Source organism: Dyella marensis, from assembly GCF_900112865.1.
GTDB lineage: Bacteria > Pseudomonadota > Gammaproteobacteria > Xanthomonadales > Rhodanobacteraceae > Dyella_D > Dyella_D marensis_A.
Genome location: NZ_FONH01000002.1, coordinates 262,383 through 275,436, shown reverse-complemented (window position 1 = coordinate 275,436; position 13,054 = coordinate 262,383). Strand labels below are relative to the sequence as shown.

At 66.7% G+C, this 13,054-nt stretch carries 10 protein-coding genes; 6 read left to right on the top strand and 4 right to left on the bottom strand.

The features are described 5' to 3' along the window. Positions 1-89: 89 nt before the first annotated feature. The 6 genes from BM172_RS03970 to BM172_RS03945 all read left to right on the top strand — a co-directional run bounded on the left by BM172_RS03970 (position 90) and on the right by BM172_RS03945 (position 8,449). Entirely contained in the window at positions 90-1,970 is a 1,881-nt protein-coding gene (locus tag BM172_RS03970) for a S8 family serine peptidase (protein WP_026636600.1), read from the top strand. Positions 1,971-2,271: 301 nt separating this feature from the next. Beyond that, positions 2,272-3,285, top strand: a complete 1,014-nt coding sequence (locus tag BM172_RS03965) for a sulfate ABC transporter substrate-binding protein (protein WP_428844753.1) — start codon at positions 2,272-2,274, stop codon at positions 3,283-3,285. A 3-nt stretch (positions 3,286-3,288) separates the two neighbouring features. Continuing rightward, the gene (gene cysT / locus BM172_RS03960; protein ID WP_026636602.1) at positions 3,289-4,113 is read left to right on the top strand and encodes a sulfate ABC transporter permease subunit CysT; all 825 of its coding nucleotides are present in this window, start codon (positions 3,289-3,291) and stop codon (positions 4,111-4,113) included. Continuing rightward, positions 4,113-5,006, top strand: a complete 894-nt coding sequence (gene cysW, locus BM172_RS03955) for a sulfate ABC transporter permease subunit CysW (protein WP_051549025.1) — start codon at positions 4,113-4,115, stop codon at positions 5,004-5,006. Before cysT ends, cysW begins: the two co-directional genes overlap by 1 nt. Further along, a complete protein-coding gene (locus BM172_RS03950; protein WP_081805282.1) occupies positions 5,003-6,157 on the top strand; it encodes a sulfate/molybdate ABC transporter ATP-binding protein in 1,155 nt (384 codons plus the stop codon). Before cysW ends, BM172_RS03950 begins: the two co-directional genes overlap by 4 nt. A gap of 651 nt (positions 6,158-6,808) precedes the next feature. Further along, on the top strand, positions 6,809-8,449 hold the full coding sequence (locus tag BM172_RS03945; protein WP_026636603.1) for an MASE1 domain-containing protein: 1,641 nt from the start codon (positions 6,809-6,811) through the stop codon (positions 8,447-8,449). A gap of 675 nt (positions 8,450-9,124) precedes the next feature. Here the strand turns inward: BM172_RS03945 and BM172_RS03940 are convergent. From BM172_RS03940 to BM172_RS03930, 4 genes are all read right to left on the bottom strand, one after another. Then, positions 9,125-9,598: a hypothetical protein gene (locus BM172_RS03940; RefSeq protein ID WP_026636604.1), complete on the bottom strand. Its 474-nt coding sequence runs from the start codon at positions 9,596-9,598 to the stop codon at positions 9,125-9,127. 415 nt (positions 9,599-10,013) lie between these two features. Further along, on the bottom strand, positions 10,014-10,886 hold the full coding sequence (locus BM172_RS03935; protein WP_026636605.1) for a DUF72 domain-containing protein: 873 nt from the start codon (positions 10,884-10,886) through the stop codon (positions 10,014-10,016). 12 nt (positions 10,887-10,898) lie between these two features. Beyond that, positions 10,899-11,060, bottom strand: a complete 162-nt coding sequence (locus BM172_RS22415) for a hypothetical protein (protein ID WP_155964739.1) — start codon at positions 11,058-11,060, stop codon at positions 10,899-10,901. Positions 11,061-11,095: 35 nt separating this feature from the next. Next, on the bottom strand, positions 11,096-12,880 hold the full coding sequence (locus BM172_RS03930) for a thiamine pyrophosphate-requiring protein (protein WP_026636606.1): 1,785 nt from the start codon (positions 12,878-12,880) through the stop codon (positions 11,096-11,098). Between the last annotated feature and the right edge of the window lie 174 nt (positions 12,881-13,054).

Genomic DNA, 13,054 nt, shown 5'->3' with positions numbered 1-13,054 from the left:
ATGCCGCGCGGCGACCGGGAGTCTCGGGCCTGCGCACGGCCGTGGCCGCCTCTTCCGAACACTGCTCATCCCTTTCAGAGGTACTTCGTATGAACCGACATCTGCTCCATTTACCGATGATCGCTGCTGCCACGATGCTGGCCATGCCGTTTGCCCAGGCTCACGCCGGCACGGATGCCGCGCGAGCGATACCGGGCGGCCTGCATCATCGCGCCGTAACCGAACGCTTCATCGTCACCTACCGGCAGGACAGTGCCGAGGCGCGCGACCCGCATGCCGCCGTGCGCAGCGTGAACTTTGCCGTCACCCGCGCCGGACTCGACAAACCCGTTCCTGGCGCGAAGAGGACTGGAGTGGAGCGGCTGTCCGCCGGATACGTGCGCAAGCTTGCCTTGGGTGGCGACCTGGTTCGCCTGTCGCGTCCGCTTAACGACGTGCAGGCGCATGGACTGATGCGAGCGATCTCGGCCGATCCCGCCGTGCTGCACGTCGAGCGTGATGCGCGCTTGTCTGCATTACGCGATTCGCCGGCCGCAACTGCCGTATCGCCTCGCATGCTCACATCCGACGATCAGCCGTTCCCCACCATCCGATGGAACTATGACGATCCACGCGGGGGCGCCAATATCGCCAAGGCCTGGGAGCTGGCCGACGGCAACGACGTCGTCGTCGCCGTGCTGGATACCGGCATCGCCTGGCATCCGGATCTGGATCTTTCGCTGGCCGATGCAGGCTACGACTTCATCCGCGACGCCTTCACCTCGGGGCGTCCTCTCGATGGCCGCGTTCCGGGTGGCTGGGATCCGGGTGACTGGAGCAATACGCCGGAATACGAAGAGTGCTTCGACGAACCTGCCGGGGAAGCCAGCAGCTGGCACGGTACGCGAATCGCCGGCATCGTTGCCGGGCTGGCCAGCAGTCCGCTGGGCGGCGTGGGCATCGCCCGGCGGGCGAAGGTGCTGCCGGTCCGCGTGCTCGGTCATTGCGGCGGCAATCTGGCGGATCTCGCCGACGCGATCGTCTGGTCCGCGGGCGGACACGTGAAAGGCGTGCCGGACAATAAGCATCCGGCACAGGTGATCACGCTGGGTCTCAGTGTTCCATCCGAAGACGGCTGCGACGAAGCCATGAGCCTGCAGGCCGCCATCGAGGAAGCCAATCGGCGCGGGACAGTGGTGGTGGCCGCTGCGGGCAATGGCAACGGCGAGGTGGCCTTGACGATGCCGGCGAGCTGCCCAGGCGTCATCGCCGTTGCCGCCAATGGCATTACCGGCCAGCGGGTCTCCGATTCAAATTTCGGATCCGGTATTGCGCTGGCGGCGCCGGGCGGTGGATGGACGGACGGCATCTCCAATGGCTTGATCTGGTCCACGTCCAATCATGGAGCGACGGTGCCTGCCGAGCCCGGCTATGTCGCTTCCACCGGCACGGGCCTGGCGGTGGCGCATGTCGCTGGCGTCGCGGCATTGATGATCGGTGCGGTGAAGCAGGCCTACCTTCCTGCGCTTACTCCCGAGCAGATACGCGAGTGGTTGGTGGGCACCGCACGTATTTTTCCTGTCGCTCCGGATCGGCCGGTCGGCGCCGGCATCCTCGACGCTCACGCCGCCGTGGTGAAGGCCTTGATGGGGAAAGCAGAGCCGGAGCCGGTCATGCGCCTCGAACGTGGCGTGCCCCAGCCGGGGCATGGCATCGCGGCAGGTGCGAGCCTGCTTTACGCCATCGAGGTTCCGCCGGGGGCGCGTTATTTGAATCTTCGCGCGTTCGGAGGCAGGGGCGACGTCACGCTCCATGCGAAAGCCGGCCAGGCACCCGTCGCCGACGGCACGGATGCGGACGCCGCCTCTGACCGGCCGGGTAACAACGAAGCCGTCGTGAAGCCCCGTCCGCAGCCAGGGATCTGGTATCTGCGCATCACGGCCAGGCAGGCGGTGGACAAGCTGAGCGTGCTAGGAAACTACGTACTCTGATCGTGTCTCTTCGTGCCGGAAGGCCCCGGCCTTGCGCCGGGGCTTGCCGATGGCCGCCAAGGTACGGATGTCTAAACGGCCGAACGCGCATGAGCTTATGCGCAGCGATCATTTCGCCGCCAAGGTTAAACCCGGCAACCTGCGTCCCAGGCCCATCCGCCCGAACGGGGTGCTAGCACGTCGCTGACGCTCTCTGAATGCGCCGCATGGGACAAAGCCGCCAGGGCCGGGTATGCCGATCGTTCCGCTCATCCGTTATCCCGCCTCCTGCCATCCGACCCTTCGCCGCCGGAGCACGACCTTGAAACGCCTTGGCCCGACCTTGCTGCTCGCCATCGCCATTGGCGCTCTCGCCTTCGGCAGCGCCGTCCAGGCGCAGGACAGCCGCCTGCTCAACGTTTCCTTCGACCCCACCCGCGAGCTCTACAAGGAGGCCGATGCCGCCTTTGCCACGTCCTGGAAGCGCCAGACCGGCAAGGACCTGCGCATCACCACTTCCAACGGCGGTTCGGGCAAGCAGTCGCGCGCGGTGCAGGACGGGCTGGAGGCGGACGTGGTCACGCTCGCCCTGGCCTGGGACATCGACGTGCTGGCGGACCGCGGCCTGCTGGCCAGGGACTGGCAGTCGCGCCTGCCCGAGCACAGCACGCCCTACACCTCGACCGTGGTGTTCCTGGTGCGCAAGGGCAATCCCAAGGGCATCCGCGACTGGCCGGACCTGGTCCGCGACGGCGTGCAGGTGATCACCCCCAACCCCAAGACTTCAGGCGGCGCACGCTGGAATTTCCTCGCCGCCTGGGGCTGGGCGCAGCGGCAGCCGGGCGGCAATGCCGACAAGGCGCGCGCCTACGTCGCCCAGCTGTACAAGCACGTGCCCGTGCTCGACACCGGCGCGCGCGGCGCCACCAACACCTTCGTCCAGCGCGGCATCGGCGACGTACTGATCGCCTGGGAGAGCGAGGCGCTGCAGGCCCGCCAGGAACTGGGCGCGGACAAGTTCGACGTGGTGGTGCCCTCGCTCACCATCCTGGCCGAGCCGCCGGTGGCGGTGGTGGACAAGGTGGTCGACAAGCATGGCACCCGGGCGGCAGCCGAGGCTTACCTCAAGTTCCTGTATTCCCCGGAGGGCCAGGCCCTGGTGGCCAAGCACTATTACCGGCCACGCGATACGTCCGTGGCAGCGAAGTACGCCACGATCTTCCCGCCGGTGAAGACCTTCACCCTGGCCGAGCAGTTCGGCGACTGGCGCAAGGCGCAGGCCACTTACTTCGCGGACGGCGGCATCTACGACCAGATCAGCGAAGCGGGGCGCTGAGGCATGTCCCGCCGCGCCTTGCCGGGATTCGGCCTCAGCCTGGGCATCACGCTGGCCTGGCTGGGCGGGATCGTGCTGCTGCCGCTGACGGCGCTGGCATGGAAGGCGGCGAGCCTGGGTCCGTCCGCCTGGTGGGCGCACCTGGGCACGCGCCGCGTCCTGCTGGCGCTGCAGCTCAGTTTTGGGGGCGCACTGGTCGCGGCTGTGCTGGATCTGCTGCTCGGCCTGCTGCTGGCCTGGGTGCTGGTGCGCTACCGTTTCCCGCTGCGCCGCGTGTGCGACGCATTGATCGACCTGCCGTTCGCGCTGCCCACCGCGGTGGCCGGCATCGCGCTCACCGCGCTGTACGCGCCGAACGGCTGGGTCGGCCAACTGCTGCAGCCGTTGGGCGTGCAGGTGGCCTATACACGCCTCGGCGTGCTGCTGGCGATGGTGTTCGTCGGCTTGCCGTTCGTGGTGCGCACGCTGCAACCGGTGATCGAGAGCCTGGAGCGCGAGGTGGAAGAAGCGGCGCTCACCCTGGGCGCCTCGCCGTGGCAGAGCTTCCGCCGCGTGCTGCTGCCCTTGCTGGCGCCGACCCTGCTGACCGGCTTCGCGCTCGCGCTGGCCCGCGCAGTGGGTGAGTACGGCTCGGTCATCTACATCTCCGGCAACCTGCCGCTGCGCACCGAGATCGTGCCCCTGCTGATCGTGCAGAAGATCGACGCCGGCGACGACACCGCGCCAGCTGCGCTGCTCGGCGCGGTGATGCTCGCGGTATCACTGCTGGTGCTGCTGACGGTGAACGGCCTGCAGCGCTGGAGCCGGCGTTGGAGCGGGGTGTCCTGATGGCTGCCGTAGCTGCCTACGCCGCGAATACCGCCCGCCGCTCGCGCAGCGGGCGCTGGCGGCATGCGCTGCTGATCGCACTCGCCCTGCTGTGTGTCGGCGTCCTGCTGGTGCTGCCTCTGCTGGCTGTGTTCGCCGAGGCCTTCGCCAAGGGTTGGGCGGTGTTCGCCGCCGCCGTGACGGATCCGGATGCGCTCGCCGCCGTGCGGCTGACCCTCACCGTCGCGGCCATCGCCGTGCCAGCCAATACCGTGTTCGGTCTGGCCGCCGCCTGGCTGCTGACGCATCACCAGTTCCGCGGCAAGGCGCTGCTGGGCGCGCTGATCGACCTGCCGTTCTCCGTGTCGCCGGTGGTCGCCGGCCTGGTCTGCGTGCTGGTGTATGGCGTGCACGGCTGGTTCGGCGGCTGGCTGGAGGCGCACGGACTACGCGTGATCTTCGCCTGGCCCGGCCTGGTGCTGGCCACGGTGTTCGTGGCGTTCCCCTTCGTCGCGCGCGAGCTGATCCCGCTGATGCAGGCGCAGGGCAGCGACGAAGAGCTGGCCGCGCGCACGCTGGGCGCCGGCGGCTGGCAGATTTTCTTCCGCGTGACCCTGCCCAGGATCCGCTGGGCGCTGCTGTACGGGGTGCTGCTGTGCACGGCGCGCAGCATGGGCGAATTCGGCGCCGTGTCGGTGGTGTCGGGGCATCTGCCCGGCCTCACCAATACGCTGCCCCTGCAGGTGGACCAGGTCTACAACGGCGGCAGCGATACCGCGATCGCCTCGGCTTTCGCGCTCGCCTCGCTGCTCGCCTGCCTGGGCCTGGTCACGTTGCTGGCGAAGCGCCTGATGGAATGGCGGCACGGCGGCGAACTGGCGCACTCCCTACGACGTTCCGAGCCTTCCGCATGAGCCTCTCGATTCGCCAACTCACCCGCCGCTACGGCGCCTTCGCCGCGCTGGACGACTTTTCCCTGGATATCGCCGAGGGCGAATTCGTCGCATTGCTGGGGCCGTCCGGTTCGGGCAAGAGCAGCCTGCTGCGCATCCTCGCCGGCCTGGACGATCCGGATCGCGGCGACGTGTTGCGCGACGGCACCGACCTGCTGGCCCTGCCGGCCCAGCGCCGCGACATCGGCCTGGTGTTCCAACACTACGCGTTGTTCCCGCACATGACCGTGGCCGACAACATCGCCTTCGGCCTGCGCGTGCGGCCGCGTGCGCGCCGCCCGTCGCGGCGCGACATCGCCGCGCGCGTGGAGGATCTGCTGCGCCGCGTGCAGCTGGAGGAACTGGGGCGCCGCTATCCCACGCAGCTCTCCGGCGGCCAGCGCCAGCGCGTCGCCCTGGCGCGCGCGCTGGCGGTGGAGCCGTCGCTGCTCCTGCTCGATGAACCGTTCGGTGCGCTCGACGCCCAGGTGCGTGGCACGCTGCGTGTGTGGCTGCGCGACCTGCAGCGCTCGCTCGGACTCACCACGGTGCTGGTCACGCACGACCAGGACGAGGCCTTGGAACTGGCCGATCGCGTGGTGGTGATGAATCGCGGACGCATCGAGCAGGTCGGCGCACCCAGCGAGATCTACCGCGAACCGGCCACGCCGTTCGTCCATGGTTTCGTCGGTCGTGCCAACCGGATCCGCGGTCACGTCGAGCGCGACCGCCTGCACCTTGGCGGGCACAGCTTCCAGGGCGAGCTGCCCGGCGATCTCGCCGGACGCGAAATCGAGGCCTGGCTGCGGCCGGAACACCTGGCGCTGGCCTCCCGCGGCCTCGGCGGGTGGACCGGCCGGCTGCAACATCTCGACCTGGCGGGTCCCGTGGCCCGCGCGCGGCTGGCCATGCACGGCGATGGGCTGGTTCTGGATGCCGAGTGGAACGCCGCCGAGGTCGCCGCGCACGGTCTGGCCATTGGCGAGGTGGTGACACTGCAGCCGCGTGAATTCACCCTGTTCGCCGATGTGCCCGGCGGCGTGCGGCGCCTGCGCTTCGTGCCGGCCCCGGCCGGACCGCATGCCGACTCGCATCCGATCGATTTCGCCGCCTGGCTGCATCGCAAAGCCTGAGTCCGCTCCTTTCGCTCGCCTGCCGCGCCTGTGACAAGGTGTCGCGGCGGGTCGGTTTTGGCCGCATGTCCACCATCGGAGCGCGCAGGCGACGTCCGTGCACGGGGCAGGGCCCTGCGGCTTGCCGCGACCGGCGCGTGAATTCCAGTCGAAACGTCGGAAATTTGGCGCTGAGTCTTTCAGGGGGCTTGCATCCACCCAGGCGGATAGACGTCTTTTCACGGCGGTCAAGCCGGGCCTGGAATTATTCCTATGACCAATGGCCTAGGCGTTCGCCATGGCACGCTTCTTTCTTACGTCATGCATAGGACAGATATCGGATGCACACTGACGCCGGTGCTTGACGCGTGGCAAAATAAGCATCCGGACGCGGTCGGTTTCCTTCAGCCTCACGCCACCAGCGATTCTCGAAACAACGAGCGTGAAGCGCATCACACATTTCAAGACTTGCTTCTTTGTTACCGGTCCGACGACGTAACGCACAGGCTTTTTCGTCCGATCATTGCGGCTTGATGCCCGGATGGTGGTTGAGCAGGCCGTCGGGGAGGCGACCCACACAGGGCTGACGATCCAGGCGACAGGTACAGGCGACAGGTACAGGCGGCCGGTGAAAACGGTCGGAGGACGATGGCGACGACGGGGAGGGAGGCTATGCGGGAGGAATCGATCCGGTTCGTATGGTGGCGCCATCTGCTGGTGGCTGTCGGCTATGCCGCCGTGTACGCCTTGCTGCGCAGCGTTTCGGTGTCCAACTGGAACCTGCCGGCCAGCCTGCGCCTTGCCGCGCTGCTGCTCGTGCCGATGCGCTATTGGCCCGCCCTGGTGCTGGGCGAAGCCATGCCGGTCGCCTACCAGGCATGGCTCAGCCATGGCATGTTCGGCTGGGCCTGGGCGAGTTTTGCGGCCTTCCCGCCGATCGCATTGTGCGCACCGTTCATGGCGTGGTTCCGCCGGCGCACGAGCGTCGTGCAGGCGGACGGCCGCATCGACGTCCCCGCCGTGCTGATCGCCGCGCTCGCCTGCGCCGTGCTGACTGCCGCAGGCAATATTGCCGCGCTGGCATCGGTGCATCTGCCCTCCGGGCAGGCGGCACCGGCGATCACGGCGCGCATCGTATTCGGTTACTTCCTGGGCAATTACCTGGGCGCCTTGACCCTGACCCCGCTCGCGCTCGTCGTACGGGGCTGGCTGGTCGAGACGCGTCCGGCCACGGCCTGGATGGCGCTGCGCCGCAGCGGCCTGCTGCGCGATGGCGCGATGAGCCTGGTGCTGCCGCTGATCGCACTTACCGCGATCGGCTATGCCAGCGAGAACGCGGATGCCATGCAGGTGTGCCGCATCGCGATGTTCGTGCCGGTGGCCTGGCTGACCCTGCGCCACGGCTGGCGCGGCGCGGCGATCGGCGGCGCGGCGGCCAGCTGCGCGGTGGCGCTTACCTCCACCATCGTGCGCGACCCCTCGGTGATCCAGGCGCAGGCGATCATCGCCTTTGCCATCTCCACCTTGCTGATGCTCGGCACGCGTCTGGCGCATACGGTCAGTGGCGAAGTCAGCGCGCAGCGCGAGCGCGTCGACCGCGAGTACGGCCTGTTGCTGGCGCAGCAGGGCCTGTACCAGGAAGAGCTGCGCATGAAGCATGCCGCCGAGGCGCTGGAGCAGGTGCGCCAGTCCATGCGCGACATGCAGAACCGTCTGCTCGATCGCCTGCGCGATCGCATCCCGGCCAACGAGGAGCGTGCCTATTCCCGCCAGGCCGCCTTGGCCCAGCACGAGATGCACCGCCTCACCAATGCGCTGTATCCGCGTGTGTGGCGCGAGCAGGGCGAGCCGTCGACGGTGCAGCTGCGCGACGGTCCGGTCGCGATGGCGGCGGCGGCGATCGGCGCCACTTACGAGTGCGAGCTGGTCGGGCAGGATCTGGATCATCTGGCCTCCGACGTGCACATGACGCTGTATCGCCTCGCTGGCGAGTCGCTGGTCTATGCGCTGAGCTGCCAGCCCACGCGCCATGTGGACCTGGTGATCCGCGGCGGTCATAGCCAGGGGATGCGCTGGGTGGTGATGCGGATGGATTGCCATCGCGCTTCGGCGACCGATGGCGGCGTGCGCCTGGCACAGGAGCAGCACAAGAAGGCGATGTCGCTGCTGGGAACCAGCGGGCAGGGGATCGAGACGATCCGCGAGCGCGCGCAGATTTATGGTGGCGATGCGCATGTGCGGGAGAATCCACTGGGGTTGCGGATTACGATTCTGCTGCATGACGCGTTGCGGGTCAGTCGCGCGGCGCCTTGAGAAGGGTTCGGTTTTGTCCTGATCGCATCGGACGCCGCTTCGCTCTTCTTTTCTTCTCTCCGTCTTGCGAGTCCATCGCACTTCTCCCTCTCCCCGCCGGGGAGAGGGTCGGGTGAGGGGGCTGGGCTCGCCCCGACGGTTCTGCTTTAGCCTTTTTTTGTCGTCATTCCTGCGCAGGCAGGACGAGCGCGTAGCGCGAAGAACGCCCGAAGGGCGGCCCCGAAGGGGCGAGCGAAGCGAGTCATCCAGTAGCGACCACGCCTAGTTGTCGCGTTGCGCGTAGCTTTGTCTCGCCGTTGGCGAGGGTTTCGTGCCGCTGCCGCGGCCCGACCTACTTTCTCTTGCTTGCCCAAGAGAAAGTAGGCAAAGAGAAGGGCACCCTGCACGGCGCCCTCCGCAGCTTCGCTGCTGCGGGTACGTGAGGGCTGGCCGGGCTTTTTGACGGGACATCCATGTCCCGTCAAAAAGGCGAGGACTCCTGTCCTCGCCCCCTTCGGGGCCTGATCGTCCAGCCCTCACCGCCGCGCCAAGGGGGGTGGAGATCAAGAGCAAGGTCAAAAGCCGGAGCAAGAGCGCAGAGCAAGAGCGCAAATGCCAACGATGATTTACTCCCACACAAAAATCGGGCGCGAGTGATAACACCCGCGCCCGATTATTTCGACTTGAATCAACGCATCAATTGACGCGCGAGCTGCATTCCACCGGATCGTTGCAAGTGGAGTCCACTGCCTGCAGCGTCATGACGCTGTTGGCCTGTGGCGTCACTTGGACTTTCACGTCGCTGTCCTGGTAGACGATCTCGCCCTGCGTGTTGGCAGGAGCAGGTTGCGGATCCTGCGGCGTGGCGACGCGGGAGGCGTCGGTGCCGATCGGGAGGACCAGGAAATTGCCGCCGTGTGCGGCGAACGCGGCACGCACGTTGCCGTTGAGGTCGTTGACCTGCACGTAGCGAATACCGTTGCGCACGAAGACATAGACATGCCAGCGCGGGCTCGAGCTGACGTCCGGCGCATTGGGCCATGCCTGGCCCAGGCCGCTCTGGCCCTGGCCGTTCTGATTGTCCGCCATGGCCGGTCCGCAGACCGCCATCCCCGCGAGCAGCGCGATGGCTGCGAGCGCCTTGAAACCAAAAGTCGGCAGATGCCGCATATGCGTCCCCTCCATTTGCTAACCAAATTAGGAAAGATGCCGTAAGAAAGCATCCCACTGCAACCAGCGCCATGTGGTGGCGCTGAGTGTGGTTTGCGCTTCCGGCCGATAAGCCACAAGTGGCGAAAATGTGATCTACGTCAAAATATTGATCAAAACATGACCAAATGGGCGCGAATTTCGGACTAGTCAATTGTGGCTAGTGGGAAATCCATCTGGGATTATCATTCGTTTCGTAACGATTATTTGTATTTCACTTCATTATCATCGTTATTTCACCCAGAGAAAAATGCCGCCAATCATGGCAATCAAAATACGCATGGCCACTATTCGATTCCCGGGCAAATCGCCTTCCTATTAATAAAAAGAGCCGCACGCGCCAGGCGCACAAAGCCGTTGCCGGGATTCCCGCTGCTCAGCGTTTCATCAATTTCGCCAATGCCATCGCATCGAACGGCGCGCGTACTTTCTGGTCGTTATCGAAATAGACATACACATCGCGCGAGGCGCGCTTCGGCGGCCTGGTGTCAGGAGACGCGCGCCGCGCATCGCGCGGTTGTGCGCCTCTCATCCACGCGCGCAGTCGCCTGGCCCATGCCCGCAGCGCGGCAGGTGTGTAGCCGCTGGCATAGAGTTCCTTGTCGCCATGCAGGCGCAGATACATGAATCCGCCGGTCACGTCCTCCAGCAAAGGCCAGCGTTGCGCTGTATCGGCCACGACCAGGGCGACGCCGTGACGGCGCAATTGCGCGATGAAGGCCGGATCGCGAAAGCTCTCGTGCCGCACTTCCAGCGCATGGCGCAGGCGGCGGCGCCGATCCGTTTCCCAGGCGCGGCGATCTTTCGCCAGATTGCCATGACGCTTGGCCAGCGCCGCGGCGCTCTCCGTGTCTTTCGGTAACTGCGCCAGAAAGTCTTCGAGCACGTCTTCGCGATAACGGAAGCTCGGCGGCAGCTGCCACAGGATCGGCCCGAGCTTCTCGCGCAGGCACAGCACGCCGGAGGCGAAGAAATTGGCCAGGCCTTCTTCCGCGTTGCGCAAGCGGCGAATGTGCGTGATATAGCGCGGCGCCTTCACCGCGAACACGAAGCCGCGTGGCGTGTCCTCGCGCCATCGCGCATAGCTGGAAGGACGCTGCAGGCTGTAGAACGAACCATTGATCTCGATGCTGGCGAGCTGGCGCGAGGCATAGGCCAGTTCCTCGCGCTGCGGCAACTCGTCCGGATAGAACACGCCGCGCCATGGCGCATAACGCCAACCGGAAATGCCGATGCGCGCCTTGGCCATGTGCGGCCTCGGCTAACGCACGCCCATGTCGCGCTTGGCGGCCTTGTCCGTGGCCTTTTCGCCTTCGCGGATCTTGCGGTCGCGGTCTTGTTGTCCCTTGCGGTCCTGGCGCGCTACCGCGTTGACGTTGCGGTCGCCGCTCCCATGGGGGCGCTTGGCGGGTGGCTTGGGCATGTGTCGATAACCTCTCTATCCATCCTCGTCTCTAATCAATCCTCGGCGCCGAACAGGCCCGCCAGCACCTGACGCACCGTCTGGCGCGCCACGGGACCGCGGTCGCTGTCGGGGCCGGCCAGCGCGGCCAGATACTCGCGTGCCTGTTGCCAGTTCACATGCGGCGGCAGGGGCGGCACATTCGGATCGGTTTCCGCCTCGATCACCACCGGGCAATCCGCGGCGAAGGCTTGCCGCCATGCATCCGTAATCTGTTCAGGGCGATCCACGCGCAGGCCACGAAAACCGAGCAGTTCGGCATAGCGCGCGTAGGGAAACGGCTCGACATCCTGCGCCGCATCGAACTTCGGATCGCCGGCCAGCGCACGCTGTTCCCAGGTCACCTGGTTCAGATCGCGGTTGGACACCACCAGCACGACGAAGCGCGGATCGCTCCAGCGCCGCCAGTATTGCTTCACCGTCACCAGCTCGGCATTGCCGTTCATCTGCATGGCGCCGTCGCCGACGATGGCCAGCACCGGGCGATCCGGCCAGGCCATCTTCGCGGCGATGGCGTACGGCACGCCGCCGCCCATGGTGGCCAGGCCGCCGGAAAGCGAGGCCAGCATGCCTTCGCGCAACTTCACGTCGCGCGCAAACCAGCCGGTATGCGAACCGCAGTCGCCGCATACGATGGCGCGATCCGGCAGGCAGTCCGACAGCTCCCAGAACACACGCTGCGGGTTGATCGGCGAGGCCGGCGCCATGGCGCGGCCTTCCAGCAGGCGCCACCACTTGCGCACATCGACCTCGATGCGCTCGCGCCAGTCGGCATTGCGCTTTTCGCTGAGCAACGGCAGCAGGCGGCGGATGGTTTGCGCGGCGTCGCCCACCAGGTTGACCTCGGCCGGATAGCGCAACGACATGTTGCGCGGCGCGATGTCGATCTGCACCGCGCGCGCCTGCCCATCCGGCGGCAGGAACTCCGAATACGGAAACGTGGTGCCGATCATCAGCAGGGTGTCGCAGCCGTTCATCAGCCGCCAGCTCGGCTTGCTGCCGAGCAGGCCGATCGGGCCAGTCACGTACGGCAGGTCATCCGGCAGCACGGTCTTGCCGAGCAGCGCCTTGGCCACGCCGGCATCGAGCCGTTCGGCCAGCTGGCGCACTTCGGTCGAGGCATCCAGCGCACCGGCGCCGACCAGGATCGCTACTCTTTCGCTCGCATTGATTACCGATGCCGCACGCTCCAGTTCCATGGCCGTGGGCTGCGGATGGGGCAGGGCAAGTCCCACGCCCGAGTACACGTTGCCATGCTTGCGCGGCGGACTGGGCACGGCCGGCATCAGCTGCAGATCGTGCGGCACGATGACCACGGTGACGGCACGCTCGGCCTGCGCGATGCGAATGGCGCGATCCAGTACATGGCGCACCTGCGCCGGCGTGGTGACGGTCTGCGCATAGTTGGCGACATCCTTGAACAGCGCCTGCAGATCCACCTCCTGCTGGTAATCGCTGCCCAGCGCCGCGCGCGCCTGCTGGCCGACGATCGCCAGTACCGGCATATGGTCCAGCCGCGCGTCGTACAAGCCGTTGAGCAGATGGATCGCACCGGGTCCGGAAGTGGCCAGGCACACGCCGATCCGGCCGGTGAACTTGGCGTGGCCGCAGGCCATGAATGCGGCCATTTCCTCATGGCGCACACGCACGTAGTCGAAGCGTTCTGCTGCCCGCCCCATCGCGCCCATCAACCCGTTGATGCCGTCGCCGGGATAGCCGAAGACGCGCTGGATGCCCCAGTCGCTGAGGCGCTCGAGGATGAAGTCGCCGACGGTCTGCATGCCGACGCAGTCTGGAGAGGCGGTGTTCAAGCGCGCGGCACGCAGGCGTGAACGGGCTGTTGCACGCGATGCGCGCGCACACGCCATGACATCAACCGCGAGCGCGTTCCTCACCCACGGAATGTCGTCGCACTCTTCACGGTCGACCAACACGCTGTCCACCTTGCGCTGACT

Bases quoted from the DNA above. Each gene is read 5' to 3' on its own strand.
- BM172_RS03970 (WP_026636600.1), top strand. From the start codon at position 90: ATGAACCGACATCTGCTCCATTTACCGATGATCGCTGCTGCCACGATG.
- cysT (WP_026636602.1), top strand. From the start codon at position 3,289: ATGTCCCGCCGCGCCTTGCCGGGATTCGGCCTCAGCCTGGGCATCACG.
- cysW (WP_051549025.1), top strand. From the start codon at position 4,113: ATGGCTGCCGTAGCTGCCTACGCCGCGAATACCGCCCGCCGCTCGCGC.
- BM172_RS03950 (WP_081805282.1), top strand. From the start codon at position 5,003: ATGAGCCTCTCGATTCGCCAACTCACCCGCCGCTACGGCGCCTTCGCC.
- BM172_RS03945 (WP_026636603.1), top strand. From the start codon at position 6,809: ATGCGGGAGGAATCGATCCGGTTCGTATGGTGGCGCCATCTGCTGGTG.
- BM172_RS03940 (WP_026636604.1), bottom strand. From the start codon at position 9,598: ATGCGGCATCTGCCGACTTTTGGTTTCAAGGCGCTCGCAGCCATCGCG.
- BM172_RS03935 (WP_026636605.1), bottom strand. From the start codon at position 10,886: ATGGCCAAGGCGCGCATCGGCATTTCCGGTTGGCGTTATGCGCCATGG.
- BM172_RS22415 (WP_155964739.1), bottom strand. From the start codon at position 11,060: ATGCCCAAGCCACCCGCCAAGCGCCCCCATGGGAGCGGCGACCGCAAC.
- BM172_RS03930 (WP_026636606.1), bottom strand. From the start codon at position 12,880: ATGCAGACCGTCGGCGACTTCATCCTCGAGCGCCTCAGCGACTGGGGC.